The organism is Cupriavidus sp. GW821-FHT02F09 (genome assembly GCF_059421605.1).
Genome location: NZ_JBWKVH010000016.1, coordinates 112,275 through 136,367 on the forward strand (window position 1 = coordinate 112,275; position 24,093 = coordinate 136,367).

Consider the following 24,093-nt stretch of genomic DNA (forward strand, 5'->3'; position numbering starts at 1 on the left):
GCATCTTTGCGGGATCCGAACTTATATGGAATCGAGATGACCAGCGCGATACGCGCCGGTAGCGAAACGATCGAGGATCGAGACAACGCAAGGGGTTCGACATGCTGAGAGTTCTGGTACCCGTCAACGGCTCCGTGCACGCGCTGGATGCGGTGCGTCATGCCGCCTTCATGTTCCGGGACCGCTGTGTGTCCGAGGTGGTTCTGCTCAATGTCCAGCCGCCGCTGGAATTTGGCCGCGCCTCGGCCTTTCATTCGCTGGACTCGTTGCGCAAGCTGGAGGAGGCCAGCGGCGAGGCTGCGCTGCGCGATGCACGCAGCATCCTGGACGACGCCGGGGCCAGCTATGTCGCGCAGATCAAGGTGGGTGATGTGGCGCAGACCATCGCGCAGGCCGCAGCGGCGAACGACTGCGATGCCATCGTGATGGGCACGGCCGGGCGCACGGCTGTTGGCGCGCTGCTGGCGGGCAGGCTGACCAACAAGCTGATACGCATGTCGCGCGTGCCAGTGACGCTGGTCAAATAGGCCGCGCCATCACGCTACTTTCATTGGCAGCAGCACCATCTGCTTGCCTTGCAGGTGTAGCCGCTCCTGCAACTCACCGGGTGTCTGGTTATGCAGCCAAGCTGTCAGGAAACTGACGTGCTGGAAGATCAGCTTGCTGGCAAAGCAGACGCTGTTCGGGTACTCGGCCGTCACCGCATCGACCAGCTTCATGAACTCAAGCACCGGGTTCGTGCCGAATGCCGCGCGCGAATCGGCCGCCAGGCCGTGGCGCTGGCAATTGGCGACGTAATAACGCAGTGACTCACCAATCGTCTGTTGAAGGCGATGCAGCGTTTCCTGGCCCTCGTAGCTTTGCGCATCGACCTCTCCCACGGCCAGGAAGAGCATGTTCTTGAAGTGTCCGGGAAATAATCGCTCGACCCAGAGCAGCGCATGCATGCTGGCGCCGCGGTGCTTGCCCACCAGGACGATCGCCGTGGGCAGGCTGCGGTCGAGGGGCCGCACGCGGCTCGCATCGACCAGGGGCGGGCTGCCGGCGAAGAGAGCATCCGCCCGGGCCAGCTCGGCGCGGGTTGTCGTGTAATGCCGCTTGATGAAGACGCACAGCGCAACCACCAGGCCCGTTACCAGCACGGTTAGCCAGCCGCCAGCGGTGAATTTCTCCACCAGCGTGATCATCAGGACCGTGGCGGTGACCGACAAGCCCAGCAGGGACAGGCCGAAGCGCACGATCCAGCGCGGCTCGCCGCGATGGCGCCACCAGTAGATGCACAGGCCAAGCAAGGAGAGGCTGAAGGTCAGGAAGACATTGATGCTGTACAGCACCACCAGTACCGCGACCTGGCCGTGCGTCCACAACAGGATCAGCAAGCTGGCCAGGCCCATGACGATGACGCCGTTCTGCCGCACCAGCCGGGCGGAGAGATCGCGGAAATGCCGCGGCACCCAGTAGTCCGCCGCCATGTTCGACAGCACCGCCGGGCCGTCCAGGAAGCCGGTCTGCGCGCCCACCAGCAGCAGCCCGGCCTCGGAGGCCAGCAGCGCCGCGAGCAGCGCATGGCGGGACCATGCCGAGCCGAAGCCAAGATGGTCGATGATGCGGTCGAAGACCACGGCGTTCAGCGTCTTGCCCTCCACCGGCGCCGCGTTCCACAGCATGTACAGCAGGATGATGCCGCCCGCCGTGAAGGCCAGCGACGTCGCCATGTAGAACATCGTCCACTTGCCGTTCGGCACCCGCGGCTCGGCCAGCATGTTCACGTTGTTCGAGACCGCCTCCAGCCCGGTGTAGGTACCGCCACCCAGCGAGAACGCGCGCATCAGCAGCGCCGCCACCACGATCGGACCCATCGCTTGCGACATGCCGGAGGCCTCGCCGATGGCGTTGGGCACGACCGCGCCGAGATGGTCGCCGTGCGCGGCAACGCCATAGACGATCAGCCCGAGATGCAGTACCACGAAGGCCAGGAAGATGGGCATCAGCACCAGGATCGATTCCTTCATGCCGCGGAAATTGAGCCCGGTCATCATGATCACGATTACCAGTTCGGTGGCCAGCTTGAAGGCTTGGGCCTCTACCGGCAGCAGGCTGAAGAACGCGTCGACGCCACTGGCCAGCGACGTCGCGACGGTCAGCACGTAATCGACCAGCAACGCCGCGCCCGACACCAGTCCGGGACGCGGTCCCAGCAAGGCCGTGGCCACGCGGTAGCCGCCGCCGCCGGTGGGGAACAGCTCGATGACCTGGTTGTAGCCGACCGCGATGATGAATACCGTGCTGGCGGTGGCCAGGGCAAGGAAGAGCGCCAGCGGCGTATGGGTGCCAAGCGCCAGGAAAGCCTCTTCGGGTCCATAGCACGAAGAGGAAAGTCCGTCGGCGCCTAATCCCACCCAGGCTAGCACCGGCACCACGGCGATCGCGTGGCGGGTTTCCGGGGCGAGCGGGTCGAGCGGTTTGCCGGCCAGGTGCCTCCACCACTTCGACAGTGCCGTCATGTTCGCCACCCTGGACGCGATTGCGGCGCAGCGCACGAAAGCGCGGCGCCGGAAATTGCAGCCGGCGGCGCCGCTGCCCGCGCGCCAGCACCGGGAGCTTGGCACTCCCATGGAAGTAATGTAGGCGGCGAGTGGGCAGATTCGCAAGAACGGGCTCAACGCCGTGCTACGACACCGGCTCTCGCGGCAGCGCGTCAATTACCTGTGCCAGCCGCGCGATCAGCCCGTCGAAGGCGCCGGCCGGCACGCCGGCGTAGCCGAACACGAAGCCGTTGTACTGCGCCAGCGGCGTGCCGGCCAAGCGGTAGGTGCTCAGCGGCTGCACGATCAGTCCCTGCGCGCGCGCCGCGCGGGTGACCACGGTGTCGGCAAGCGGCAGTTCCAGGCGCGCGGACAGGTGCATGCCGCCGGCGCTGGCCGATACCGTCACGCTACTGCGCAGGTGGCGCGCCAGCGCCGCCTCCAGGGCGTCGCGGCGCTGCCCGTAGCGCTGGCGCATGCGGCGCAGGTGGCGGGCGAACTGGCCGCTGTCGATAAATTCCGCCAGCGCGATCTGCTCGGCCACGTGGCCGCGCCGGGAGATTTCGCCAAGCGTGCCGGCAATGGTCGCGGCCAGGTAGCGCGGCACCACCATGAAGCCCAGGCGCAGCGCCGGGAACATGGTCTTGCTGAACGTGCCCAGGTAGATCACCGGCGCGTCCTCACTCAGCCCCTGCACGGCCGAGAGCGGCACGCCGCCGCGGCGGAACTCGCTGTCGTAGTCGTCCTCGACAACCCAGGCACCGGCGGCGCGGGCATCTTCGATGAGCTTGAGGCGCCGTTCCAGGCTGAGAATGGAGCCTAGTGGATATTGATGGGATGGCGTGATGTAGATCAGCCGGGGCGGGGCGTCGCGCCACTGCTCCGGGCGGGGCGCCAGGCCGTCCGCGTCCACCGCCACGGGCTCGAGCACGAGGCCGGCCGACTGGAAGGCGGCCCGCGCGCCGCCGTAGCCGGGATTCTCGATCCAGGCCGTGTCGCCGGCATCGGCCAGGATGCGCGCGCACAGGTCCAGACTGGTCTGCGTGCCGTCGGTGATGAAGACCTGGTCCATGTCGCAGCGCACCCCGCGCGAGACCTTCAGGTACTCGGCGATGGCGTGGCGCAGCGCGGGCTGCCCCTCGACCTTGCCGTAGCCAAGATGGCGCGGGCCGAGCTGGCGCCAGGCGCGTTCGATGCAGCGCCGCCACGCGGCCAGCGGAAAGCCATCCAGGTCGGGCACGCCGGGCACGAACGGCAACAGGTCGTGCATACCGTCGGCATCGCGCTGCAGCCCGCGCACGCGGCGCGACAACTCGGCGACGCGCTTGACCGCCTCCGTGCTGTGGCCGGCCTGCGCCAGGCCCACGCGCGCCACCGTGGTGCCGTGCCGCGTCGGCACCACGAAGCCTTCCGCCGCCAGGCTCTCGTAGGCGTAGATCACCGAGTTGCGTGCCATGCCGAGCTCCGCTGCCAGCGTGCGCGTGGCGATCAGCTGGCTGCCCTGGGCGATTCGCCCGTCGAGGATGGCGCCGCGCAAGCACTCGTACAAGAGCCGCTGCTGGGTGAGCTTGCGGCCATCGAGCTGGCGCGTGAAGGTCGAGACCAGCAGGCCGTAGTCCATGTCGTCGCTTCCGTGGCTTCTGTGGTTTCCGTGGTTCTAAAAACCGTGCATTGGATGGGTCTAGTCATGGTGCCACGAAATCCCTATCTTGGCGGCATCGCCGTAACGCAACGAGATTGCCGCCGGCACCCACAACCCCAGGACAAGGAGCCACCATGAGCCAGAAACCCATGCCGCCGAGCGAACGTACCCGCGTGCGGCGCGTCGCCGATCGCGGCCACTATGATCGCGCGACACTGCATGCGATCCTCGACGATGCCTACCTGTGCCACCTGGCCTTCACCGACGATCACGGCACCCACTGCATTCCCACCGCGTGCTGGCGTGAGGGCGAGCACCTCTACATCCATGGCTCCAATGGCAGCCGCATGCTGAAGCTGGCCGCGGCAGGCAGCCAGGTCTGCGTAACCGTGACGCACCTCGACGGCCTGGTGATGGCGCGCTCCGCATTTCATCATTCGATGAACTACCGCTCGGCGGTGATCTACGGCAGTTTTGAAGTGGTGGCTGGCGCAGCGAAGGCGGCGGCGATGGATGCCTTCCTGGAGCGCATTGCGGTGGGGCGTTCGGGCGAAGCAAGGCCAGGAGATGCCAATGAGCTGGCGGCGACCACGGTGTTGCGCATCGGGCTGGAGGAAGCCGCCACCAAGATCCGCAGCGGCGGGCCCAAGGATGACGAGGCCGATATGGCGCTGCCGGTATGGGCGGGCGTGCTGCCGCTGCGCCTCCAGGGGCAGCGGCCGGTGCCGGATGGCATGCAGCCCAGCGTGCCGGACTATGTGCGAAGCTGGGGGCAGGGTGTTTGTACCGAGGCGATTGCAGGGGCGGCCGGCGAGACGATGCCGGGCAGGGCGGTCGCGGTGGATGCTTGAGGCGGCAGCGCGCCATGGCCATCCCAGCAGCGCCTTCACGTCGTGACGCCATCGCGCTGCTGGCCCTGGTGCCGGGTGAACCGCCTGTGCGGCCGCTGCCGGGCGCGATGGCGATGATCGTGGGCGGCGTGGCGCTCGGCATATGGCATCCTGCCGGGGCGCCGCCGCGTCCGTCACGCTGAGCGCGGCCAGGCGGCCGCGCTGCGTCGTTGCCGGGGTCCTTAGCGGGCCGGCTTGGCGTTGTCCACCGAGAACGGCGACAGCAGGCGCACCATCTGCGCGAACGCCTTGGGGTTGCCGGCCAGCACTTCGCCTTGTTCGAGCTGGCGCGCTTCGCCGGCGTAGTTGCCCACCAGGCCACCGGCCTCGGTCACCAGCAGCATGCCGGCGGCCATGTCCCACGGGTGCAGGCCTTGCTCGAAGAAACCATCGGTGCGGCCGCAGGCCACGTAGGCCAGATCGAGCGCCGCGGCACCCGGGCGGCGCAGGCCGGCGCAGCTTTGCGTCATCAGCGCGAACAGTTCCATGTACTGGTCCAGGCCTTCCATGTCGCGGTAGGGGAAGCCGGTGCCGATCAGGCAGTCGGCCAGCTTGTCGCGGCGCGACACGCGGATGCGGCGGTTGTTCAGGAACGCGCCGGCGCCCTTGCTGGCTGTGAAGAGTTCGTCACGCGACGGGTCGTAGACGACGGCTTGTGCCGGCACGCCCTTGTGCAGCTGGGCGATCGAGACCGCGTACTGGGGAAAGCCGTGGATGAAGTTGGTGGTGCCGTCGAGCGGGTCGATGACCCAGACGTATTCGCTGGTGGGTTCTTCGCCCTCGGCCCAGGACTGGCCGGACTCTTCCGCTAGAATGGCGTGATCCGGATAGGCCGTGCGGATGATCTCGACGATCGCGGCCTCGGCGGCGCGGTCGACTTCGGTGACGAAATCGTTGTGCTGCTTGCGCGATACCTGAACCCGGTCGATGTCCATCGACGCGCGGTTGATGACGGAACCTGCCTTGCGGGCTGCCTTGACGGCAATATTTAGCATCGGATGCATGAATCTCTCCAGGCCGGCCAAAGGTGCGCGGCCTGGCGCAAAAGGCCGGCGCGCTGCCCTTTGGGGCGGCTGACAACACAACGGATTGTAGAAGAACGGGCGCGTCGCTACCGCATAAAACGGGCGGCGCACCGAAGATGAAGCCTGAATTGTATATGAACCCGCAGAACCAGACGAGCGCCGACGCCAACGGCGCCCCCGCCGCAGCCCCCGCCACCCAGGCCGGCCAGGACCTTGATCCGCCATCTGGCGCGCCTTGCCAGGCAGTTTCCACTATCGCTCCGGAGGCTGCAGCCGATGCGGCCCTGATGGCCCCCGCCGCGTTTGCCGCAGTGCGTTTCGTGCTGGTCGAGACCAGCCATCCCGGCAATGTCGGCGCCGTCGCGCGGGCCATGAAGACCATGGGCTTCGGCACCGTGCCGGGCAGCCTGGTGCTGGTTTCGCCACGTGAGCCGGCGGTGCGCGAGCATCCGGATGCCATCGCCATGGCCAGCGGTGCCGACGACGTACTGGCAGGCGCGGTGATCGTCGACAACATCGAGGCCGCGCTGGCCGGTACCGCCTACGCAGTGGCGCTCACCGCGCGCCAGCGCGAGTTCGGGCCGCCTCGTTTGCTGCCGCGCGACGCGGTGGCGCAGGCCGGCGCCCGCATTGCCGCCCTGCAAGCCACCCTGCAAGCCACCCTGCAAGGCGCGCAAGCCGCCGGCGCCCACATTGCCTTCGTGTTCGGCAATGAGCGCTTCGGCCTGCCCAACGAGGTGGTCGACCGCTGCTCGGCAGTCACCCACATTCCCGCCAATCCCGCCTACACCTCGCTCAATCTTGCCCAGGCCGTGCAACTGGTGGCCTACGAGATGCGCCTGGCACTGCTGGAGGTGAGGGCGACGCCGCTCGCCGAGATCGGCTATGCTGGCGAACCGGCCACGGCCGAGCAGATCGAGGCCATGTTCGGCCACCTGCAGTCTGGGCTGGAAGCCATCGGCTTCCTTGATCCGGCCAGCCCGAAGAAGCTGATGCCACGCTTGCGCCGGCTGCTCGCGCGCAGCGGGCTGGAGCGCGAGGAGGTCAATATCCTGCGGGGCATTGCCAAGCACATGCTGGCAGCCACGCAAGGCCAAGGCGCACGGGCGCCAACCAAACAGGAGAAGTGAGCAGGTGGAGATTCCGGCCTACTACATGCGTGGCGGCACCAGCAAAGGGGTCTTCTTCCTGGCTGACGACTTGCCCACCGATCCGGGTGACCGCGATGCCGTGCTGCTGCGCGTGATCGGCTCGCCCGATCCGCATGGCCGGCAGAGCGATGGCATGGGTGGCGCCACCGCCAGCACCAGCCATGTCGTGCTGGTGGGCCCCTCGCAGCGTCCCGATTGCGATGTGGACTGCCTGTTCGGCGCGGTGGCCATCGGCGAGCCGCGGATCGACTGGGCCGGCAATGGCGGCGAGCTGCTGGCGGCGGCAGCGCCGTTCGCGATCTGGCGCGGTTTCGTGCCGGCGCGCGATAGCATCACCACGGTGCGCATCTGGCTGTTGAACGTGAGCCAGGCCGTCGTTGCCCGCGTGCCTTGCCGCAATGGCCATCCGCTCGAGGATGGCGATTTTGCCGAGGACGGCTTGCCGTTCGCGGCGGCCAGGATCGTGCTTGACTACCTCGCGCCGGCCAGTGGGTCGTTGCCCCCCACCAGCGCGCGCCGCCTGATGACCGGCCTGGTGCACGTGCCCGAGCGATGTTGATGGCAGGCGCTGCCCGTCCCGCCGATCCGGCATGTCCAACATGTTCCGCGGGGCGGCCGGCGTCATTGCAGCCAATGTCCATGGCGGCAGCAGGGCAGCAAATCTCTTACACTCCCTGATCCCGTTTTCACCGGCCAATGACCATGCCGGCGATCGCGCCAGCCCTGGCCCAGGGCGCGCGGCGCACGGCGTGGCAACACGACACGACCAAGATGTTCACTCGCCTGAAGGAAGATATCGACGCCATCATGCGGCGCGACCCCGCCGCACGCAGCCGTCTGGAGGTACTGACCTGCTATCCCGGCTTTCACGCCGTGGTGTTCCATCGCTTCGCGCACGCCTGCTGGAATGCGGGGTTTCACTGGCTGGGCCGCTGGATCTCGCACTGGGCTCGCTTTTTCACCGGTATCGAGATCCACCCTGGCGCCAAGGTGGGGCGGCGCGTGTTCATTGACCACGGCATGGGCGTGGTGGTGGGCGAGACCGCCGAGATCGGCGACGACTGCACCATCTACCAGGGCGTGACCCTGGGCGGGACCTCGCTCTACAAGGGGGTGAAGCGCCACCCCACGCTAGGTGCGAACGTGGTGGTCAGCGCCGGGGCCAAGGTGCTCGGCGGCTACACCATCGGCGACGGCGCGCGCATCGGCTCCAACGCCGTGGTGCTCAAGCCGGTGCCGCCGGGCGCCACCGCGGTCGGCATCCCGGCGCGCATCATCCTGCCGGACGCACCCAGCGGGCAGCAGGGCGCCAAGCAGGAGTTCTCGGCCTATGGCATCACGCCGAACGCGGACGACCCGGTCTCGCTTGCGCTCAAGAGCCTGATCGACAACGCGGCGCAGCAGCACGAGCGGCTGGAGACCGTGATGGCCGCGCTGGATCGGCTCGGCGAGCATCTCGAGAACACGCCGAACGACCGCTTCGATGCGAGCGAGCTGCGCAAGCTGATGAAGTAGTTTGATGCAGAAGGTCGATGAAGCGTAGAGGGGGATTCGGCGTCAGCTTATTTGCGTCAGCTTACTTGCGGCAGCACGTTGAATCCGCCCGCGTCGAGTTGCAGCACGGCGGCGCGCGGCCGCTTGCCGTCGAGGTCCCAGTCGGTCAGCACCCAGCGCACGCCTTCCGGGCTTTCGTGCCGGGCGGGGCGGTGCGTATGGCCGTGCACCAGGGCCGGCGCCTGGCTGGCGCGCAATAGCGCGGCCACGGCTTGCGGCGTGGTGTCGCCATAGTCTGGCGGTGCGTCGCGGCGGGCCTGCGTGCGACCCGCTTCGCTATCGGCGCGCAGGCGGCGCGCCACGCGCAGCCGCAGCGCCAACGGCAGCGACAGGAATACCCGCTGCACCCAGCGCTTGCGGGTCCAGTGGCGAAACCGCATATAGCGCTCATCGTCGGTGCACAACATGTCACCGTGGCTGAGCACCACGCGCTGGCCGGCGCAGTCGATCACGGTGGGGTCGGGCAGCAAGGTGGCCCCCGCGGCGCCCGCAAAGCGTTGGCCCAGCAGGAAGTCGCGGTTGCCGTGCATCAGGTAGACCTGGACGCCGCGTCCGGCAAGCTGGCGCAGCCTGGCGGCCACCTGCGCCGCGAAGGGGCTGTCGGTTTCTTCGTCGCCAACCCAGAATTCGAAAAAATCACCCAGGATGAACAGGGCGCGCGCCTCTTGCGCCGCGCGTTCGAGCACGTGCTCGAAGGCGGCCAGCGTGCGCGGCATGCCGGGGGTGAGATGCAGGTCGGAAATGAACCACGCCGGCGCTGGCACCACGAGGGCGCCGGCGGCCGGCGTGGATGGGGTCACAGTCATGCGGTTGGAAAGAGATGCTGGCCTGACTTCATGGTGCGACCCCGCGGGGCTCGGTGGAACGTGTCCCGGTGATGGCCAGTGGCTTATTCGACCACTACGGCCTTTTCGATGACCACGTCCTCGAGCGGCACGTCCTGGTGGAAGCCAGCGCTGCCGGTACGCACGCCCTTGATCTTCTCGACCACGTCGGTGCCGTCGGTCACCTTGCCAAACACGGCGTAGCCGAAGCCTTGCGGGGTCGGCGAGGTGAAGTTCAGGAAGTCATTGTCGACCGCGTTGATGAAGAACTGCGCGGTGGCCGAGTGCGGTGCGTTGGTACGCGCCATGGCAACCGTGTAGCGATCGTTCTTCAGGCCGTTGCCGGCTTCGTTCTCGATCGGGGCATCGGTGCCCTTTTGCTTCATGCCGGGTTCGAAGCCGCCGCCCTGGATCATGAAATTCTTGATCACGCGGTGAAAAATGGTGTTGTCGTAGTGACCCTTGCGCACATACGACAGGAAGTTCTCAACCGACTTCGGTGCCTTTTCGGCGTCGAGTTCGATGGTGATGACACCCTGGTTGGTGTGGAGCTCTACCTTGGACATTTGCGTTCCTTTGTTCGGTGTTTGTTCGGCGGTTATTTGACGACAGTAGCCGACTCGATCACGATCGGCGTGGCCGGCACATTACGCATCGGGCCATACGAGGTGGTGGGCGCGTTCTTCATCTTGTCGACGGTATCCATGCCTTCCACCACCTTGCCGAACACGGCATAGCCGTTACCGTCCGGCGACGGATAGTCGAGACTGGAATTATCCACCACATTGATGAAGAACTGGGCGGTGGCGGAGTTCGGATCGCTGGTGCGCGCCATGGCTACCGTGCCGGCCTTGTTCTTCAGCCCGTTCTGGGCTTCCAGCGGGATCGCCGCGCGCGTGGGCTTTTGCTTCATGTCGCGGTCGAAGCCGCCGCCTTGCACCATGAAGCCATTGATCACGCGGTGGAAGATGGTACCGCTATAGAAGCCGCTCTTCACGTACTCCATGAAGTTCGCGACAGTCTTGGGCGCGGCGTCCGGATAGACCTCGAGCGTGAACTTGCCGGCGCTGGTGACGAACTGCACCCGTTCGGTTTTCGTCTGCTGTGCCTGTGCGGCCAGCGGCGAGAGCGCCATCGCGGCGGCGGCGATGCCGGCAAGGACTAGGCGACGCGAAAAGATCATGCTTGACTCCGTGGATCGGGGAAACGATAGGGCCGGGCAGGGTAGCGGTCCGGCCCGTTGGGCAAGGTAATTAAGGCTTGGGCGCCGTGGCTGGCTCGCTGGCGGCCGTGCCTGGCTTTCGGGTGCTGTCGGCCGGCGGCTGGATGGCCGCGACAGGCTGCAGTTGCTTCAGGCCGGCAGCGGCGCCCGCATCCTTGGGATTGCGCCGCAGCGCGTTGCGGTAGGCATTCTCGGCCAAGCGGCGGTAGACGTCGCCAAGGTTGGCATAGCCCACGGCGAAATCAGGTTTGACATCGATCGCGATCAGCAATTCCGCTTCGGCGCGCTTCAAGTCCCCGCGCTTGGCGTACAGCAGCGCCAGGTTGTTGTGCGGCTCGGGCAACTCAGGGAAGTCCTGGGCCATGGATTGCAGCGCCGCGATGGCCTCGTCCTCGCGCCCGGCCTGGGCCAGGGCCCATGCCCGCTCGAAGCGGGCCTGGGCATTGCGCGGGTTGGTGGCCAGCACGCGGTCGAAGCGGTCGATGGCCTCGCCATATTTCTTCTGCGCTGCCGCCTTCTCGGCGTCCGCCATGCCAGGGTCGGCCGAGCGCACGCCGCCTGGCGTCGTGGCCGGCACCGCGAGCGATAGCGGACCGTTCTGCGCTCGCGCAGGCCCCGCTATGGCAAGCAGGCCTGCCAGGATCGCCGCCAGGGCGAATGAGGCGGCCGCAATGCGTTGGCGCGCGGGCTGGGATGACACGGTTGCTATGGTGGGCAGGAACAGGCTCATGTATGGGCGGTCCGTTATACTCCGCGGCATTCTAGCAAAGCGCGGCCATGCCGGCCCGGGTATCGGCGCGCCGGCCTGCGCTGGCCCGGCCCGAGCCGGCTTGTCCGTGGTGCGGTGCAAGGCGGGCGACGACCTGCCGCGCTCGGGCGCTTCCGGTAAGATATGGGTCGCGCCAGGCTTTGCGTTGGCGCCAAGTTGCCGGTCTCGCGAATGGCGCGACAATGGCGCCAATCCCTCATCCATTCACCTCGTTTCATGCATCCTCTGAATATCTACAACACGCTCGCGCGTGAAAAGCAGCCTTTCGTGCCAATCGAACCCGGCCGTGTACGCATGTATGTCTGCGGCATGACGGTGTACGACTATTGCCACGTCGGCCATGCGCGCGTGATGGTGGTATTCGACATGGTGCAGCGCTGGCTGCGCACCGCCGGCTACGACGTGACGTATGTACAGAACATCACCGACATCGATGACAAGATCATTCGCCGCGCCGCGGAGAATGGCGAGACCATCGGCGCGCTGACTGACCGCTTCATCCGCTACATGCACGAAGACGCCGACGCACTCGGCATCCAGCGCCCGGACCATGAGCCGCGCGCCACCGACTACGTGCCGCAGATGCTCGACATCATCAGCAAGCTCGAAGCCCGCGGCCTGGCCTACCACGCCAGCGATGGCGACGTGAACTACGCCGTGCGCAAGTTTCCCAACTACGGCCGCCTGTCGGGCAAGTCGCTGGAGGACCTGCGCGCCGGCGAGCGCGTGGCCACCAACGAAGCCAAGCACGATCCGCTCGACTTCGTCCTGTGGAAGTCCGCCAAGGAAAGCGAGCCCGCCGAAAGCAAGTGGGATTCCAAGTGGGGCTCGGGCCGCCCGGGCTGGCATATCGAGTGCTCGGCGATGAGCTGCGCCTTGCTGGGCGAGCATTTCGACATCCACGGCGGCGGCGCCGACCTGCAGTTCCCGCACCACGAGAACGAGATCGCACAGTCCGAGGGCGCCAGCGGCAAGACGTTCGTCAACCTGTGGATGCACAACGGCTTCGTGCGCATCAATGACGAGAAGATGTCGAAGTCGCTCGGCAACTTCTTCACCATCCGCGACGTACTGAAAGAGTATGACGCCGAGGTGGTGCGCTTCTTCATCCTGCGCGCGCACTACCGCAGCCCGCTGCACTACAGCAATGTCCACCTGGAAGACGCCCGTCACTCGCTGACGCGCCTGTACACGGCGCTCAAGGACGTGCAGCCCGATGTCCTGCCGCTGGACTGGGAAGAGGCGCATGCGCGGCGCTTTGTCGATGCAATGGGCGATGACTTCAATACGCCGATCGCCATGGCCGTGCTGTTCGACCTGGCGGGCGAAGTCAATCGCACCGGCTCCGGCGCGATGGCGCGCCAGCTCAAGGGCCTGGCCGCCACGCTGGGCCTGCTCGGGCGCGACGCCCATGCGTTCCTGCAAGGCGGCAAGCCGGCCGATGGCCTGGAGCCGGAGCAGATCGAGGGGCTGATCGCGGCGCGCAAGCAGGCCAAGGCCGAGCGCAATTTTGCCGAAGCCGACCGCATCCGTGCCGAGCTGCTGGCGGGCGGCGTGGTTCTCGAGGACAAGCCCGGCGGTGCTACCGAGTGGAGGCGCGCTTGAACGCTGCCGTGCGCAAGACGGCGACGCCCGCGGCGCCGTCCAAGACTGCTGCGACCACCAAGGCCAAGCCCGCGGCCAAGCCGCCGGCGCCCGCGAAGCTGCCTGCAAAGCCGCCAAAGCCGCAGAAGGCAAGCCCGGCGGCGAACGTCGCCAAGCCTGTGAAAGCGGCTATCAAGGCTGCCGGCAAGTCATCTGGCCCGGTGCTCAAGGCGGACGGCAAGCCCGCCCTCAAGATCGGCGCGCGCGCGGCCAAGGCGCCCGTGCTGCCGGAAGCCGAGGCGCTGCCCCTGCCGGTCGAAACGGTGGTGGATGCCGTGCGTCCGGCTTATTGGGACGAGGCCTGCGCCGACCTGATGAAGCGCGACCGCATCCTGCGCAAGATGATCCCCACCTACGGCCCCGCGCACCTGATCTCGCGTGGCGACCCGTTCATCACGCTGGCTCGCTCCGTGGTGGGCCAGCAGATCTCGGTGAAGGCCGCGCAGACAGTGTGGGAGCGGCTGGTGGCGGTTTGTCCCAAGCTCACGCCGGCGCAGATGCTCAAGGCGGGGCACGACAACCTGGCCGCCTGCGGCCTGTCGCGCCGCAAGGCGGAATACATCGTCGACCTTGCCGAGCATTTCAAGGCAGGGCGCGTGCATGTGAATAGCTGGACCGAGATGGATGACGAAGCCGTCATCGCGGAGCTGACGCAGATCCGCGGCATTGGCCGCTGGACCGCCGAAATGTTCCTGATGTTCAACCTGATGCGGCCCAATGTGCTGCCGCTCGATGACGTCGGCCTGATCAACGCCATCTCGGCAAATTATTTCAGTGGAGAGCCCGTCACGCGCAGCGAGGCGCGCGAGGTGGCGGCCAACTGGGAGCCATGGCGCACCGTCGCCACCTGGTACATGTGGCGCAGTCTTGATCCCCTGCCTGTGACGTATTAGGCTGGAAGGCAGCAAAATTTGCACGGAAGTGCGCGAGACTGCATCCGCAGACTTGCGGTTTAGTGGGCGAATTCCGGTAGAATGCGCTCCTTCACAGACAGGTACGCGAGTCTCATGAAAACCACCTTCCTAGATTTTGAGCAGCCGATTGCCGAACTCGAGGCAAAGATCGAAGAACTGCGATTTGTGCAGGACGATTCGGCTGTCGATATCTCCGAAGAGATTTCGCGGCTGGCCGGCAAGAGCCAGCAGCTTACCAAGGACATCTACGCCAACCTGACCCCATGGCAGGTGGCACAGATCGCCCGGCATCCGCAACGTCCGTACACGCTGGACTATGTGCGGGAGATCTTCACCGACTTCCACGAACTGCACGGCGACCGCAGCTTTGCCGACGATCTGTCGATCGTGGGCGGCCTGGCCCGCTTCAACGGGCAGGCGTGCATGGTGATCGGTCACCAGAAGGGACGCGACACCAAAGAGCGCGCGATGCGCAACTTTGGCATGCCCAAGCCCGAGGGCTACCGCAAGGCCAAGCGCCTGATGGAGTTGGCCGACAAGTTCGGCCTGCCGATCTTCACCTTCGTTGACACGCCGGGTGCATTCCCCGGCATCGACGCGGAAGAGCGCGGCCAGTCCGAAGCCATCGGTCACAATCTCTACGTGATGGCCGGCCTCAAGGTGCCGCTGATCGCCACCATCATCGGCGAAGGCGGCTCCGGCGGCGCGCTGGCGATTGCCGTGGGTGATGTGGTGCAGATGCTGCAATTTGCCACCTACGCCGTGATCTCGCCGGAAGGCTGCGCTTCCATCCTGTGGAAGACCGCCGAGAAGGCGCCGGAAGCTGCCGAAGCCCTCGGCCTGACCGCGCACCGCCTCAAGGCGCTCAGCCTGATCGACAAGATCGTCAGCGAGCCGCTGGGCGGCGCGCACCGCGACGTCAAGGGCATGGCCGCCATGCTCAAGCGTTCGCTGGCGGATTCGCTGCGCCAGTTCCAGGGCATGAGCGTGAAGGAGCTGCAAGCGCGTCGCAACGAGCGTCTGCTGGCCTATGGCAAGTTCAAGGAAACCGGCGCACCGGGCTGACCCGTCCGCCGGCTTGACCGACAAGGTCGCACAGGCGCTTCAGGCCGGTGCGGCCTTTGTTGTTTCTGGCGACGGCGCACGGGCAGGCACGGTAGCGGTGGCACTCTCCGGCGGACGCGATTCGGTCGCGCTGCTGCACGCGCTGCGTGCAGCGGTGGTGGCGTCGTCGCTGCCGCTGCGCGTGGTGGCGCTGCATGTGCATCATGGCCTGCAGGCCGAGGCGGACCAGTGGGACGTGTTCTGCGCGACGCTGTGCGCCGACTGGCAACTGCCGTTCTACAGCCAGCGTGTCTCGGTCAGCCAGGGGCAGGGCGAAGGGCTGGAGGCGGCGGCGCGCCGCGCGCGCTACGCTGCGCTCGAAGCCATGTGTGACGAGGCCGGGGCGGAGTTGCTGCTGTTTGCCCATCACCTGGACGACCAGGTCGAGACGGTGCTGCTGCGCCTGTTCCGTGGCGCCGGGCTGGCCGGGCTTGGCGGCATGCCGCGCCTGCGCCGGCTCGGGGCAAGGCAGCAGATCGTCTTGCTGCGCCCGTGGCTCGAGGTCGGCCGCGACGACATCGATGCGTACTGCGCCGTGAATGCGCTCCCCTGGATCGACGACCCTTCCAATGACGATTCCCGATTCGCCCGCAACGCGCTGAGGCAGCATATGCCCGCGCTGGCCGCGGCGTTTCCCGCGTTGCGCGCCAATGTGGCGCAAGCCGCCGCACACCTGGCGCAGGCCAGCGAATTGCTCGACGCGCTGGCTACGCAATGGATGGCGGGGCTGGTGCGCACGCCGCGCGATGCCAGCACGCTGGCTGAACTCGATCTTGCCGGGCTGCGCGCGCTGCCGCCGGCCGAGGCCGACGCTGTGCTGCGGTTGTGGCTGCGCGAGCTTGGTACGCAGGCCCCGTCCACCGCGCGGCTGTCCGCCATGCGCGCGCAACTGATCGAGCATGAAGGCGGCGAGCCTGCCATCCAGCACGAGACCCTGATGTTGCATCGCTTCAGGGGCCGTGTGCTGGCCCGCCGCGCGGGGCCAGCCATCGAGTCTGAAGACCTGGCGCTGCACTGGCAGGGCGAGGCAGGCCTGGCCGTGCCTGCGTGGCAGGGTGAGCTGCGCTTTACGCGCGACGATACCTTCGGCCTGCCGGAAGCAGCGCTGCGCCGGCCCCTGCGCCTCGCCGCGCGCCAAGGCGGCGAGCGCATCGTGCTGCGTCCGGGCGGGCCCGCGCGCGCGCTCAAGCAGGCTTACCAGGAGGCTGGCGTGCCGATGGCGCGGCGCGCGCGGCTGCCGCTGTTGTGGTCGGGCGATCAGCTCGTGTTCGCGGCTGGCCTGGGCATGCACCGGCGCTGGCCGGATGCACCGGCCGCGCCGCGCTGGCGTGTCGAATGGGTCGAGTGGGTCGAGCCGGTTGCATCGCCCGGACAGGGCGCAGCCATCGGATAAGCCTCGGCAGGCTGCTTTCCGCCCGCAATATTCCTCGCGCGCCACTTGCCGTGGCCGTCGTCCGAGCCGCCCACACCTTGCCTTGGGGCTCCCCTTCGTGTATTTTCAAGGGTTTGCACAATCGCTGGTGTCGACAAACAGATGGCTCTCATCGTTCACAAATACGGTGGCACTTCGATGGGTTCTCCGGAACGCATCAAGAATGTCGCCAAGCGCGTTGCCAAATGGCATCGTGCAGGTCACCGCGTAGTCGTGGTGCCTTCGGCCATGTCAGGCGAGACCAATCGCTTGCTTGGCCTCGCCAAGGAAATTTCGGCGCAGCCGAGCCCGCGCGAGCTGGATATGCTGGCCGCCACCGGCGAGCAAGCCAGTTCCGCGTTGCTCGCGATTGCGCTGCAAAGCGAGGGCGTCGACGCGATCAGCTACACCGGCTGGCAAGTGCCGGTGAAGACCGACTCGTCCCATACCAAGGCCCGCATCGAGTCCATCGATGACGAGCGCATCCTGGCCGATCTCGACGCCGGGCGCGTGGTGGTGGTCACGGGCTTCCAGGGCATCGACGACAACGGCAACATCACCACGCTTGGCCGCGGTGGTTCCGATACCTCGGCCGTGGCGATCGCCGCCGCCATCGAGGCTGAGGAATGCCTGATCTACACCGACGTGGACGGGGTCTACACCACCGATCCGCGCGTGGTCGAAGACGCTCGCCGCCTGGACCAGATCACCTTCGAGGAAATGCTGGAAATGGCCAGCCTGGGCTCCAAGGTGCTGCAGATCCGTTCGGTGGAATTCGCCGGCAAGTACCGCGTGAAGACCCGCGTGCTGTCGTCGCTCACCGACCCCCTGATGCCCCTCGAGCAAGAAATGCACTCGGGCACGCTGATCACTTTTGAGGAAAATTCTGAAATGGAAGCAGCCGTCATCTCCGGCATCGCCTTTGCCCGTGACGAGGCGAAGATCACCGTCCTGGGCGTGCCCGACAAGCCCGGCATCGCATACCAGATCCTGGGCCCGGTAGCCGACGCCAACATCGACGTCGACATGATCATCCAGAACCAGTCCGTCGACGGCAAGACCGACTTCACCTTCACCGTGCCGCGCGGCGAATACCAGCGCGCGCTTGCCATCCTCAACGATGGCGTGAAGGCACATATCGGCGCCGCCAGCGTATCGGGCGACCCGAAGGTGTCGAAGGTCTCGGTAGTCGGCGTGGGCATGCGCTCGCACGTCGGCATCGCCAGCAAGATGTTCCGCACGCTGTCCGAAGAAGGCATCAACATCCAGATGATCTCCACCTCGGAAATCAAGATCTCGGTGCTGATCGACGAGAAGTACATGGAGCTCGCCGTGCGCGCGCTGCATAAGGTGTTCGAGCTGGATCAGGCGTGATCCATGCAAGGCAGGCCGCGCGCGGCCTGCGCTTCTAACGGGCTGTGCAAGTTTTTTCAATTAGTCATCGAATCACCGTTGACCAATTGAAATCTGACCGATAGAATACGCGCTTCGTTGTGTGGCCTCCCTCACACAACGGCAGATTTGGGAGACGTGGCCGAGAGGTCGAAGGCACTCCCCTGCTAAGGGAGCATCCGGGCCAAAACCTGGATCGAGGGTTCGAATCCCTCCGTCTCCGCCACTACATCGTATTGGCGGCGGAACCCCGGAAGATTGCGGTCTTCCGGGGTTTTGTTTTTTGTGCTCCCCGTTTCACTGCTCCCCCTTTCACTGCTGCTCCCGCGTGTGTACCTGACACAGACTGACCGGGAGCGAGCATGTACCTCACCCTCCGAGACGGCATCTACTACCTGCGCAAGCGCGCGCCGATGGACCGCATGGCGTCGATGGCAAGCGAGAGATCTTGCGCAGCCTTAGCGTCAAGGAGCGGGCCATCTACCGTGCATGAATCGATCGCACTGGTCCCGGCACGCTGAGCCGCGCTGCCGTGCCGGTCAGTCAGGCTGCATCACGCCCATGATGCGCCGGCCGAGCGAGATGCCCCACTGGGCCAGGCGTTTGTCCTCGGCCCACTGGCTTCGATCCCACACCACGAGTGCGTCGTCGATACGCTCCCCGCCGGCCTGCAGTGCGCGCGCCAGGGCCACGGCATTGGCTGCCGCCTTGCCCGCTCCCGCGCCGGTATGTGGGCGCGCCACGAAGGCGGCATCGCCTAGCAGCACCGCGCGGCCAAAGCGCATGCGCGGTGCTGCGTAATCCTGGATCAGCTGCAGGAAGGGATCGGGGGTCGATGCGACCAGTGCCGCGAACACGGGCGCGAGGCTGTCCGCCGCAGCAAGCCGCAGCGCCTGGGCATCGGCATCCTTGACCGCGCCCGGGGGCAGCGAATGCGTGTGCTGGTGGCCATGGCGGTCCAGCAGCACGGCCGCTAGCGGTTCTCCCGCGGGCAGCGCGCGGTACCAGACCCAGTTCAGGCGCCGTTCGTTGCGCCGGGCCGATCCGTCCTCGCCGGGGATGAGGTAGGTCAGCATCTGGTGTCCCGGCTCGTCCTGGAAGGCGAAGGCATCGACCAGCAGCGACCTGGCCTGCTCGCCCAGCGCTGCCTCGGGCAGCACGCCGCGCCAGGCGACATAGCCGGCATAGGCGGGCGCATCGCCGGGCAGCAGTTGCTGCCGCACCGTGGACAGCGGTCCGTCGGCGCCGACCAGCAGATCCGCGTGCTCGGTGCGGCCCGAGGCAAAGCGGGCCGTCACACGATCGGCCTCGCGGTCCAGCGTGACCAGTTCCTCGCCCGCATGGATCATGCGCGGATCAAGCGCGCCTTTCATCAGCGCATAGAGTCCGTTCCAGGCGATTTGCGTCTGCGGCATGTCGATGCGGCGAACCACACCCTCGCGGTCCAGGAAGATGCGGTCCTTCGACGGCACGCCGAACTCTGGCGGGTGCGCGACTCCGGCGAAGGCCAGCGCGTCGAGCACGCCGGGCTGCAGCACGAGCCCGCCGCCGCGGCTGTCGAGCTGCTGCGGCGAGCGCTCGAAGACATCGACATCCCAGCCGATGGCGCGCAGGCAGATGGCGGTAAAGAGCCCGCCGAGCGAGCCGCCGATCACGATGGCGCGGTGAGGTCTGGACGTGGGCATGGTGGGCATGATGGTCATGGCGTTGAGGTTCAGGGGCCGGGCGCCGGTCAGCGCCCGGGGTCATGGCACGCAGCGCGCTACGGCGCGATTTCCCTGCGCAGCCGCTCGCCGCCCAGCGGCATGTCGCGCAGGCGCTTGCCGGTGGCATCGAACAGGGCGTTGCCGATGGCGCCCGCGGTGGGTCCCATCGCGGCTTCGGCCACGCCGAGGAACGGCGCGCCGGGGCGGTCGATCAGGTGCACGTTGACGGTGGTGGGCACGGCGGAGAAGCGCATGATCGGATAGGCGCTCCAATCGAAGCTGCCGACGCCGCCGGTGTCAAAGCGCAACTGCTCGTACAGCGTCCAGCTCGCGGCCTGCAGGACGCCGCCCTCGATCTGGTTGCGCACGCCATCCGGATTGACGATCTGCCCGCAATCGACGGCCACCTCCGCATGCTCCAGGCGCACCAGTCCCGTGTCGCGCACCACCGAGATCTCCAGCGCGATCGCCATATAGCCCATCAGGTTCTTGTACCTGGCGAACGCGAAGCCGACGCCGTGGCCGGGCTTGCGGCCGCGCCGGGGCCAGCCGAACCTGGCGGCGGCAAGCTGGATCACGTCACGCGCGCGCGGGTCTTCCAGATGCCGCAGCCGGAACGCCACGGGGTCGGTGCTGGCCGCGGCGGCCAGTTCGTCCATGAAGCTCTCGATCGAGAAGACGTTCATGTGCGCGCCCAGCGAGCGCATCGCCGAGGTGCGCAGCGGCATGGTCGGCGAGAAGTGGTTGACGATGTGCGAGGCCGGGAGCTTGTAGAGCGGAATCGCGTTGCGGTCGCCGCCGCCTTCGGGCTGCAGCATCGGGACCGAGGGCGCGGGGACGAAGGGCCTGGCCAGCTGGGTGGCGGGCAGCAGCCGGCCCGCGTTGACCACGCGCTCGTTATGCGAGCTGCTCCACAGCGCGTAGTCCCAGTCGACGATATGGCCACCGGCGTCGAGCGAGGCCTGGACCTCGGTGACCATGGCCGGCGTGAAGTGGTCCCACAGGTTCTCCTGGTCACGCATCCATTGCACGCGCACCGGCTTTCCCGGCAGGGCGCGGGCCAGATAGGCGGCATGCGCGGCGGCGTCGTCGGCGCCGTTGTGCCCGTAGCATCCCGAGCCTTCCACGTGGATGCAGCGCAGCTTGTCCTTGGGCATCGACAGCATCTCGGCCAGGCCGTCGCGCAGCGGGTAGACGCCCTGGGAGTGGGTCCATACGGTCAGTACGCCGTCCTGCATCTGCGCGACGGCGCACGAGGGGCCAATCGATCCGTGCATCAGGTAGTGCTTGGAATAGCTGGCGGCCAGCGTCCTGGTGCCTGCCGGCACAGCGCTCCGCGTGTTGGCGATCTCGATGTGCTGCGTGGCGAGCTGCTTGAGCTGCGCGATCACGTCGGCGGGGCGGGGCAGCGCGCGCCCCTTGCTCCAGCGGCATGCCGCGCCGAGCGCGCGCTGAGCCAGTACCGCCTGCCATTCTCCCGTGGCCACCACGCCGAGCAGGTTGCCGTCGCGCACGACGGCGATCACGCCGGGCATGGACTTGACCGCGGTCTCGTCGACCGACAACAGGGCAGCGTCATAGGCAGGCGGCAGCACCACGCGCGCATGCACCATGCCCGGCATGGCCAGGTCCTGGACATAGCTCGGCTTGCCGGTGACCTTGCCGGGAATGTCCAGCCGAGGCATCGGCGTGCCGATCACGGAGAACGACTTGGGGTCGCGCAGCGGCGAGGCGGGCGTTGCCGCGCGGTGCAGGTTCACCGTAGGCAGCAGTTCGCCGAACGACAGTGAGCGCCCGTCGGGGGCCGTGATGCGCGCATTGCCGACCGACAGCGACGCCGCATTGACACGCAGCTGCCGCGCGGCGGCGTCGGTCAGCAGCCCGCGCACCTGGGCCGCCGCGTTGAGCAGGGCGCTGCCGCTGTCGGCCATGGTGTGGCTGCCGGCGGTCAGCCCTTCGTCCGGCGAACGGCCGGTATCGGCGCTCAGGAAGGTGATCAGCGCGGGCGCCATCTGCAGTTCTTCCGCTGCCACCTGCAGCAGCGCGGTGCGCACACCAGTGCCCAGCTCGACCTTGCCGGTGTACACCGTGACCTGGTTGTCGGGGGCGATCCTGATCCAGGCGTCGAGATAGGGGTTGGTCTTCAGGCTGCCCGCCAGCGCCTGGTATTGCCGCGCGATCTGCACGGCCGCGCCCTCGTCGGCCAGCACGGTCTGCGCCATGGCCTCGCGTCCCGGCAGCAGCGTGAAGCCCACCACCAGCGAACCCGAGACCAGGAAGGTGCGGCGACCCAGGTCGATGTGGTCGTCATGGCCGCTCATCGCGCCCCCTCATTGCTGCTCTCGGCCTTGACCCCGCCCGGGCGCATGGCGCCAGGCGTGCCGGCCACGGCGCGGATGGCCGCCAGGATGCGCATATGGGTGCCGCACCGGCACAGGTTGGGTTCCATGTGCGCGCGCAGCTCGGCCTCGGTGGGATGCGCGTTGACCTCCAGCAGGGCCTGCGCGCGCATGATCATGCCAGCGATGCAGTAGCCGCATTGCGCCGCTTGGTGGTCGATGAACGCCTTCTGCAAGGGCCCCGGCCTGTCGGCGGTGCCCAGGCTCTCGATGGTGCGCACCGGCCGGGCGCCGATCGATGCCACCGGCATCAGGCACGAAAACACCGCGCGGTCGCCGACGATGACGGTGCAGGCGCCGCACTGGCCCAGGCCGCAGCCGAACTTGGCGCCGTGTAGGTGCAGCTCGTCGCGCAGGGCATAGAGCAGCGGCGTGGACGGATCGATGTCCAGCGCGTGGCTGGCGCCGTTGACGGTGAGCTTGATCATCTCGATTCGTCCCCTTTCCTGAGGTTGGCGATGGTGTCCTGCACGCCGGTCCACGGCGGCTGCCGGGTGTAGGTGGCGCGCAGGTAGGCCGCCAGGTCGGCAAGTTGCTGGTCGTCGAAGGCTTGCGCGAACGCTGGCATGTAGTGCATCGCGTCCTCGCCGTTCCACGCCACGCCTTGCAGCATCATCTGGATGGCGTTGCGCGGCGTGCTCGCGTTGACCGCGGAACTGGTGGCGAGGCTGGGCCGGGCCCCCACGCTTTGCATTGGCGAGCCGGGACCATGGCAGGCGGCGCACGCTCCGGTGAAGAGCGCCGCGCCGCGCGCGATGGCGGACTGGTCGGTCACGGCCGCCGACACCGGCACCACGGCGGGCGCGGATGCTGGCTTGCGCAGCGACATCAGATAGCTCGCAATGGCATCGACGTCCGCCTCTGGCACGGTGGCCAGTTCGAGCGTGACTGGCAGCATCGGCCCGGCTGCCGCGCCATGCGCCGCGGAGATGCCGGTGCGCAGGTATGTGCTTAGCTGCGCCTTGGTCCAGGGCACGGGCCCGCCCGCCAGGCGATTCAGCGGTGGCGCTTCCCAGTTGTCCACCACGCCGCCAGCGAAGGCGCGGCCCGGTTTTTCCCCGCCGATCGCATTGAGCGGAGAGTGGCAGGCGGCGCAGTGGCCAAGTCCGTCCACCAGCAGGCGGCCGCGGTTCCAGGCTTCATCCTGCGCTGGATCGTGTTGTGCTTCACCGGGTCGAAGGAACAGCACGTTCCAGAAGGCGACCAGGGGCCGGAAGTTGAGCGGGAAGATCAGTGCATTGGCGGGCGGCCTGGCAGTTACGGGCTCGCGCCGCATCAGGTAGGCATAGGCCGCCTCGATCTCGCGGTCCGACATCCTGGTGAAGTGGATGTACGGAAACGCCGGATAGAGCTGGTGGCCGTCGCGCGCGATGCCGCGCCGCATGGCACGCATGAAGGCGTCCAACGACCAGTTGCCGATGCCGGTTTGCGCATCGGGCGTGATGTTGGTCGAGTAGATGGTGCCGAACGGCGTGACCAGCGGCAGGCCGCCGGCGAAGGGCTGGCCGCCCTTGGCCGTATGGCATACCGCGCAGTCGCCGAGCGCGACCACGCGGGCGCCCTCCAGTGTCAGCGCCCGCTCGAAGGAAGCCGGCGCGGGCGCGGCGATCGGCGCGATGGCCGGCTCCCACATGATGCCGGCGGCAGCCAGCAGGGCAACAGCCGCTGCCCCTGCCGCAGCGAGAAGGATGGGCCGGCGTTTCATGCCTGGCCTGCCGGGAGTCGATGCCGGTTCATTGCGGGAATCCTTGTGTCGATAGAGGCCCGCGGTGCGCATTCCATGCATCGGGACCTCTGGCAGCGGCGGGAAGGCGCGGCTCAACTCGCATGGTAGGAGCCGTGTCGACCGGCAACAATCAGACGAGTGGTCTGTGACGCCCAAACCAAAGTATGAGAGGGGGGGCTAGCGCGATGGCGCGGC

At 67.3% G+C, this 24,093-nt stretch carries 23 protein-coding genes and 1 tRNA gene; 13 read left to right on the forward strand and 11 right to left on the reverse strand.

Annotated elements, in window-relative coordinates:
- Positions 1 to 101: 101 nt before the first annotated feature.
- Positions 102 to 527, forward strand: a complete 426-nt coding sequence (locus AC07XB_RS19510) for a universal stress protein (protein ID WP_492372658.1) — start codon at positions 102 to 104, stop codon at positions 525 to 527.
- A gap of 9 nt (positions 528 to 536) precedes the next feature.
- On the opposite strand, the gene AC07XB_RS19515 is transcribed toward AC07XB_RS19510, so the two are convergent.
- Positions 537 to 2,504 (reverse strand): APC family permease, encoded by a 1,968-nt coding sequence (locus tag AC07XB_RS19515; protein WP_492829415.1) that lies wholly within the window; start codon positions 2,502 to 2,504, stop codon positions 537 to 539.
- Between AC07XB_RS19515 and AC07XB_RS19520 the strand changes: the two genes are divergently transcribed.
- Positions 2,503 to 2,628: a hypothetical protein gene (locus AC07XB_RS19520; protein WP_492372656.1), complete on the forward strand. Its 126-nt coding sequence runs from the start codon at positions 2,503 to 2,505 to the stop codon at positions 2,626 to 2,628. The two genes, AC07XB_RS19515 and AC07XB_RS19520, sit on opposite strands and share 2 nt — an antisense overlap.
- A 42-nt stretch (positions 2,629 to 2,670) precedes the next feature.
- On the opposite strand, the gene pdxR is transcribed toward AC07XB_RS19520, so the two are convergent.
- Entirely contained in the window at positions 2,671 to 4,146 is a 1,476-nt protein-coding gene (gene pdxR / locus AC07XB_RS19525) for a MocR-like pyridoxine biosynthesis transcription factor PdxR (RefSeq protein ID WP_492829413.1), read from the reverse strand.
- Positions 4,147 to 4,301: 155 nt separating this feature from the next.
- Here pdxR and AC07XB_RS19530 point away from each other — a divergent pair, with 155 nt between their 5' ends.
- Together AC07XB_RS19530 and AC07XB_RS19535 are read left to right on the forward strand one after the other, a co-directional pair.
- Positions 4,302 to 5,018 (forward strand): pyridoxamine 5'-phosphate oxidase family protein, encoded by a 717-nt coding sequence (locus AC07XB_RS19530; RefSeq protein WP_492372654.1) that lies wholly within the window; start codon positions 4,302 to 4,304, stop codon positions 5,016 to 5,018.
- A 14-nt stretch (positions 5,019 to 5,032) separates the two neighbouring features.
- Positions 5,033 to 5,200: a hypothetical protein gene (locus AC07XB_RS19535; protein ID WP_492829411.1), complete on the forward strand. Its 168-nt coding sequence runs from the start codon at positions 5,033 to 5,035 to the stop codon at positions 5,198 to 5,200.
- 39 nt (positions 5,201 to 5,239) lie between these two features.
- Here the strand turns inward: AC07XB_RS19535 and AC07XB_RS19540 are convergent, their stop codons facing one another.
- A complete protein-coding gene (locus tag AC07XB_RS19540) occupies positions 5,240 to 6,061 on the reverse strand; it encodes an inositol monophosphatase family protein (RefSeq protein ID WP_150983880.1) in 822 nt (273 codons plus the stop codon).
- A gap of 308 nt (positions 6,062 to 6,369) precedes the next feature.
- Between AC07XB_RS19540 and AC07XB_RS19545 the strand changes: the two genes are divergently transcribed.
- From AC07XB_RS19545 to cysE, 3 genes are all read left to right on the forward strand, one after another.
- Positions 6,370 to 7,212 (forward strand): RNA methyltransferase, encoded by an 843-nt coding sequence (locus tag AC07XB_RS19545; RefSeq protein WP_492829471.1) that lies wholly within the window; start codon positions 6,370 to 6,372, stop codon positions 7,210 to 7,212.
- Between the two features lie 4 nt (positions 7,213 to 7,216).
- Complete coding sequence (locus tag AC07XB_RS19550) at positions 7,217 to 7,792, forward strand: PrpF domain-containing protein (protein ID WP_492372651.1); 576 nt, start codon at positions 7,217 to 7,219, stop codon at positions 7,790 to 7,792.
- A gap of 212 nt (positions 7,793 to 8,004) precedes the next feature.
- Positions 8,005 to 8,748: a serine O-acetyltransferase gene (gene cysE, locus AC07XB_RS19555; RefSeq protein ID WP_006163142.1), complete on the forward strand. Its 744-nt coding sequence runs from the start codon at positions 8,005 to 8,007 to the stop codon at positions 8,746 to 8,748.
- A gap of 56 nt (positions 8,749 to 8,804) precedes the next feature.
- Here cysE and AC07XB_RS19560 read toward each other — a convergent pair whose 3' ends face one another.
- From AC07XB_RS19560 to AC07XB_RS19575, 4 genes are all read right to left on the reverse strand, one after another.
- Complete coding sequence (locus AC07XB_RS19560) at positions 8,805 to 9,593, reverse strand: UDP-2,3-diacylglucosamine diphosphatase (RefSeq protein WP_492829409.1); 789 nt, start codon at positions 9,591 to 9,593, stop codon at positions 8,805 to 8,807.
- An 83-nt stretch (positions 9,594 to 9,676) separates the two neighbouring features.
- Positions 9,677 to 10,177 carry a peptidylprolyl isomerase gene (locus AC07XB_RS19565; protein WP_150983882.1) on the reverse strand — a complete coding sequence of 167 codons (501 nt, stop codon included), beginning with the start codon at positions 10,175 to 10,177 and terminating at the stop codon, positions 9,677 to 9,679.
- A 32-nt stretch (positions 10,178 to 10,209) separates the two neighbouring features.
- Positions 10,210 to 10,794 carry a peptidylprolyl isomerase gene (locus AC07XB_RS19570; protein WP_006163145.1) on the reverse strand — a complete coding sequence of 195 codons (585 nt, stop codon included), beginning with the start codon at positions 10,792 to 10,794 and terminating at the stop codon, positions 10,210 to 10,212.
- A 70-nt stretch (positions 10,795 to 10,864) separates the two neighbouring features.
- Positions 10,865 to 11,563 carry a tetratricopeptide repeat protein gene (locus AC07XB_RS19575; RefSeq protein WP_492829407.1) on the reverse strand — a complete coding sequence of 233 codons (699 nt, stop codon included), beginning with the start codon at positions 11,561 to 11,563 and terminating at the stop codon, positions 10,865 to 10,867.
- A 255-nt stretch (positions 11,564 to 11,818) separates the two neighbouring features.
- On the opposite strand from AC07XB_RS19575, the gene cysS reads away from it, so the two are divergent.
- From cysS to AC07XB_RS19605, 6 genes are all read left to right on the forward strand, one after another.
- A complete protein-coding gene (cysS, locus tag AC07XB_RS19580) occupies positions 11,819 to 13,207 on the forward strand; it encodes a cysteine--tRNA ligase (RefSeq protein ID WP_043344964.1) in 1,389 nt (462 codons plus the stop codon).
- A complete protein-coding gene (locus tag AC07XB_RS19585) occupies positions 13,192 to 14,139 on the forward strand; it encodes a DNA-3-methyladenine glycosylase family protein (protein WP_492372646.1) in 948 nt (315 codons plus the stop codon). The genes cysS and AC07XB_RS19585 overlap by 16 nt, the downstream gene beginning before the upstream one ends.
- Positions 14,140 to 14,253: 114 nt before the next feature.
- Entirely contained in the window at positions 14,254 to 15,225 is a 972-nt protein-coding gene (locus AC07XB_RS19590; protein ID WP_253932783.1) for an acetyl-CoA carboxylase carboxyltransferase subunit alpha, read from the forward strand.
- Positions 15,191 to 16,657 carry a tRNA lysidine(34) synthetase TilS gene (gene tilS / locus AC07XB_RS19595; protein ID WP_492829404.1) on the forward strand — a complete coding sequence of 489 codons (1,467 nt, stop codon included), beginning with the start codon at positions 15,191 to 15,193 and terminating at the stop codon, positions 16,655 to 16,657. The genes AC07XB_RS19590 and tilS overlap by 35 nt, the downstream gene beginning before the upstream one ends.
- A 141-nt stretch (positions 16,658 to 16,798) precedes the next feature.
- Positions 16,799 to 18,049: an aspartate kinase gene (locus tag AC07XB_RS19600; protein WP_174422792.1), complete on the forward strand. Its 1,251-nt coding sequence runs from the start codon at positions 16,799 to 16,801 to the stop codon at positions 18,047 to 18,049.
- Positions 18,050 to 18,199: 150 nt separating this feature from the next.
- Positions 18,200 to 18,293: transfer RNA gene (locus tag AC07XB_RS19605), tRNA-Ser, on the forward strand.
- 313 nt (positions 18,294 to 18,606) lie between these two features.
- Here the strand turns inward: AC07XB_RS19605 and AC07XB_RS19610 are convergent.
- From AC07XB_RS19610 to AC07XB_RS19625, 4 genes are read right to left on the reverse strand one after another with little or no spacing between them, the layout of a single operon-like run.
- The gene (locus AC07XB_RS19610) at positions 18,607 to 19,770 is read right to left on the reverse strand and encodes an FAD binding domain-containing protein (protein ID WP_492829402.1); all 1,164 of its coding nucleotides are present in this window, start codon (positions 19,768 to 19,770) and stop codon (positions 18,607 to 18,609) included.
- 59 nt (positions 19,771 to 19,829) lie between these two features.
- Complete coding sequence (locus AC07XB_RS19615) at positions 19,830 to 22,094, reverse strand: xanthine dehydrogenase family protein molybdopterin-binding subunit (RefSeq protein ID WP_492829400.1); 2,265 nt, start codon at positions 22,092 to 22,094, stop codon at positions 19,830 to 19,832.
- A complete protein-coding gene (locus AC07XB_RS19620; protein WP_492372642.1) occupies positions 22,091 to 22,600 on the reverse strand; it encodes a (2Fe-2S)-binding protein in 510 nt (169 codons plus the stop codon). Before AC07XB_RS19620 ends, AC07XB_RS19615 begins: the two co-directional genes overlap by 4 nt.
- On the reverse strand, positions 22,597 to 23,877 hold the full coding sequence (locus AC07XB_RS19625) for a c-type cytochrome (protein ID WP_492372641.1): 1,281 nt from the start codon (positions 23,875 to 23,877) through the stop codon (positions 22,597 to 22,599). Before AC07XB_RS19625 ends, AC07XB_RS19620 begins: the two co-directional genes overlap by 4 nt.
- Positions 23,878 to 24,093 lie beyond the last annotated feature (216 nt).

Excerpts from the sequence above, each read along its gene's own strand:
- AC07XB_RS19510 (WP_492372658.1), top strand. The coding sequence starts at position 102 with ATGCTGAGAGTTCTGGTACCCGTCAACGGCTCCGTGCACGCGCTGGAT.
- AC07XB_RS19520 (WP_492372656.1), top strand. The coding sequence starts at position 2,503 with ATGTTCGCCACCCTGGACGCGATTGCGGCGCAGCGCACGAAAGCGCGG.
- AC07XB_RS19515 (WP_492829415.1), bottom strand. The coding sequence starts at position 2,504 with ATGACGGCACTGTCGAAGTGGTGGAGGCACCTGGCCGGCAAACCGCTC.
- pdxR (WP_492829413.1), bottom strand. The coding sequence starts at position 4,146 with ATGGACTACGGCCTGCTGGTCTCGACCTTCACGCGCCAGCTCGATGGC.
- AC07XB_RS19530 (WP_492372654.1), top strand. The coding sequence starts at position 4,302 with ATGAGCCAGAAACCCATGCCGCCGAGCGAACGTACCCGCGTGCGGCGC.
- AC07XB_RS19535 (WP_492829411.1), top strand. The coding sequence starts at position 5,033 with ATGGCCATCCCAGCAGCGCCTTCACGTCGTGACGCCATCGCGCTGCTG.
- AC07XB_RS19540 (WP_150983880.1), bottom strand. The coding sequence starts at position 6,061 with ATGCATCCGATGCTAAATATTGCCGTCAAGGCAGCCCGCAAGGCAGGT.
- AC07XB_RS19545 (WP_492829471.1), top strand. The coding sequence starts at position 6,370 with ATGGCCCCCGCCGCGTTTGCCGCAGTGCGTTTCGTGCTGGTCGAGACC.
- cysE (WP_006163142.1), top strand. The coding sequence starts at position 8,005 with ATGTTCACTCGCCTGAAGGAAGATATCGACGCCATCATGCGGCGCGAC.
- AC07XB_RS19560 (WP_492829409.1), bottom strand. The coding sequence starts at position 9,593 with ATGACTGTGACCCCATCCACGCCGGCCGCCGGCGCCCTCGTGGTGCCA.
- AC07XB_RS19565 (WP_150983882.1), bottom strand. The coding sequence starts at position 10,177 with ATGTCCAAGGTAGAGCTCCACACCAACCAGGGTGTCATCACCATCGAA.
- AC07XB_RS19570 (WP_006163145.1), bottom strand. The coding sequence starts at position 10,794 with ATGATCTTTTCGCGTCGCCTAGTCCTTGCCGGCATCGCCGCCGCCGCG.
- AC07XB_RS19575 (WP_492829407.1), bottom strand. The coding sequence starts at position 11,563 with ATGAGCCTGTTCCTGCCCACCATAGCAACCGTGTCATCCCAGCCCGCG.
- cysS (WP_043344964.1), top strand. The coding sequence starts at position 11,819 with ATGCATCCTCTGAATATCTACAACACGCTCGCGCGTGAAAAGCAGCCT.
- AC07XB_RS19590 (WP_253932783.1), top strand. The coding sequence starts at position 14,254 with ATGAAAACCACCTTCCTAGATTTTGAGCAGCCGATTGCCGAACTCGAG.
- tilS (WP_492829404.1), top strand. The coding sequence starts at position 15,191 with ATGGCAAGTTCAAGGAAACCGGCGCACCGGGCTGACCCGTCCGCCGGC.
- AC07XB_RS19600 (WP_174422792.1), top strand. The coding sequence starts at position 16,799 with ATGGCTCTCATCGTTCACAAATACGGTGGCACTTCGATGGGTTCTCCG.
- AC07XB_RS19610 (WP_492829402.1), bottom strand. The coding sequence starts at position 19,770 with ATGACCATCATGCCCACCATGCCCACGTCCAGACCTCACCGCGCCATC.
- AC07XB_RS19615 (WP_492829400.1), bottom strand. The coding sequence starts at position 22,094 with ATGAGCGGCCATGACGACCACATCGACCTGGGTCGCCGCACCTTCCTG.
- AC07XB_RS19620 (WP_492372642.1), bottom strand. The coding sequence starts at position 22,600 with ATGATCAAGCTCACCGTCAACGGCGCCAGCCACGCGCTGGACATCGAT.
- AC07XB_RS19625 (WP_492372641.1), bottom strand. The coding sequence starts at position 23,877 with ATGAAACGCCGGCCCATCCTTCTCGCTGCGGCAGGGGCAGCGGCTGTT.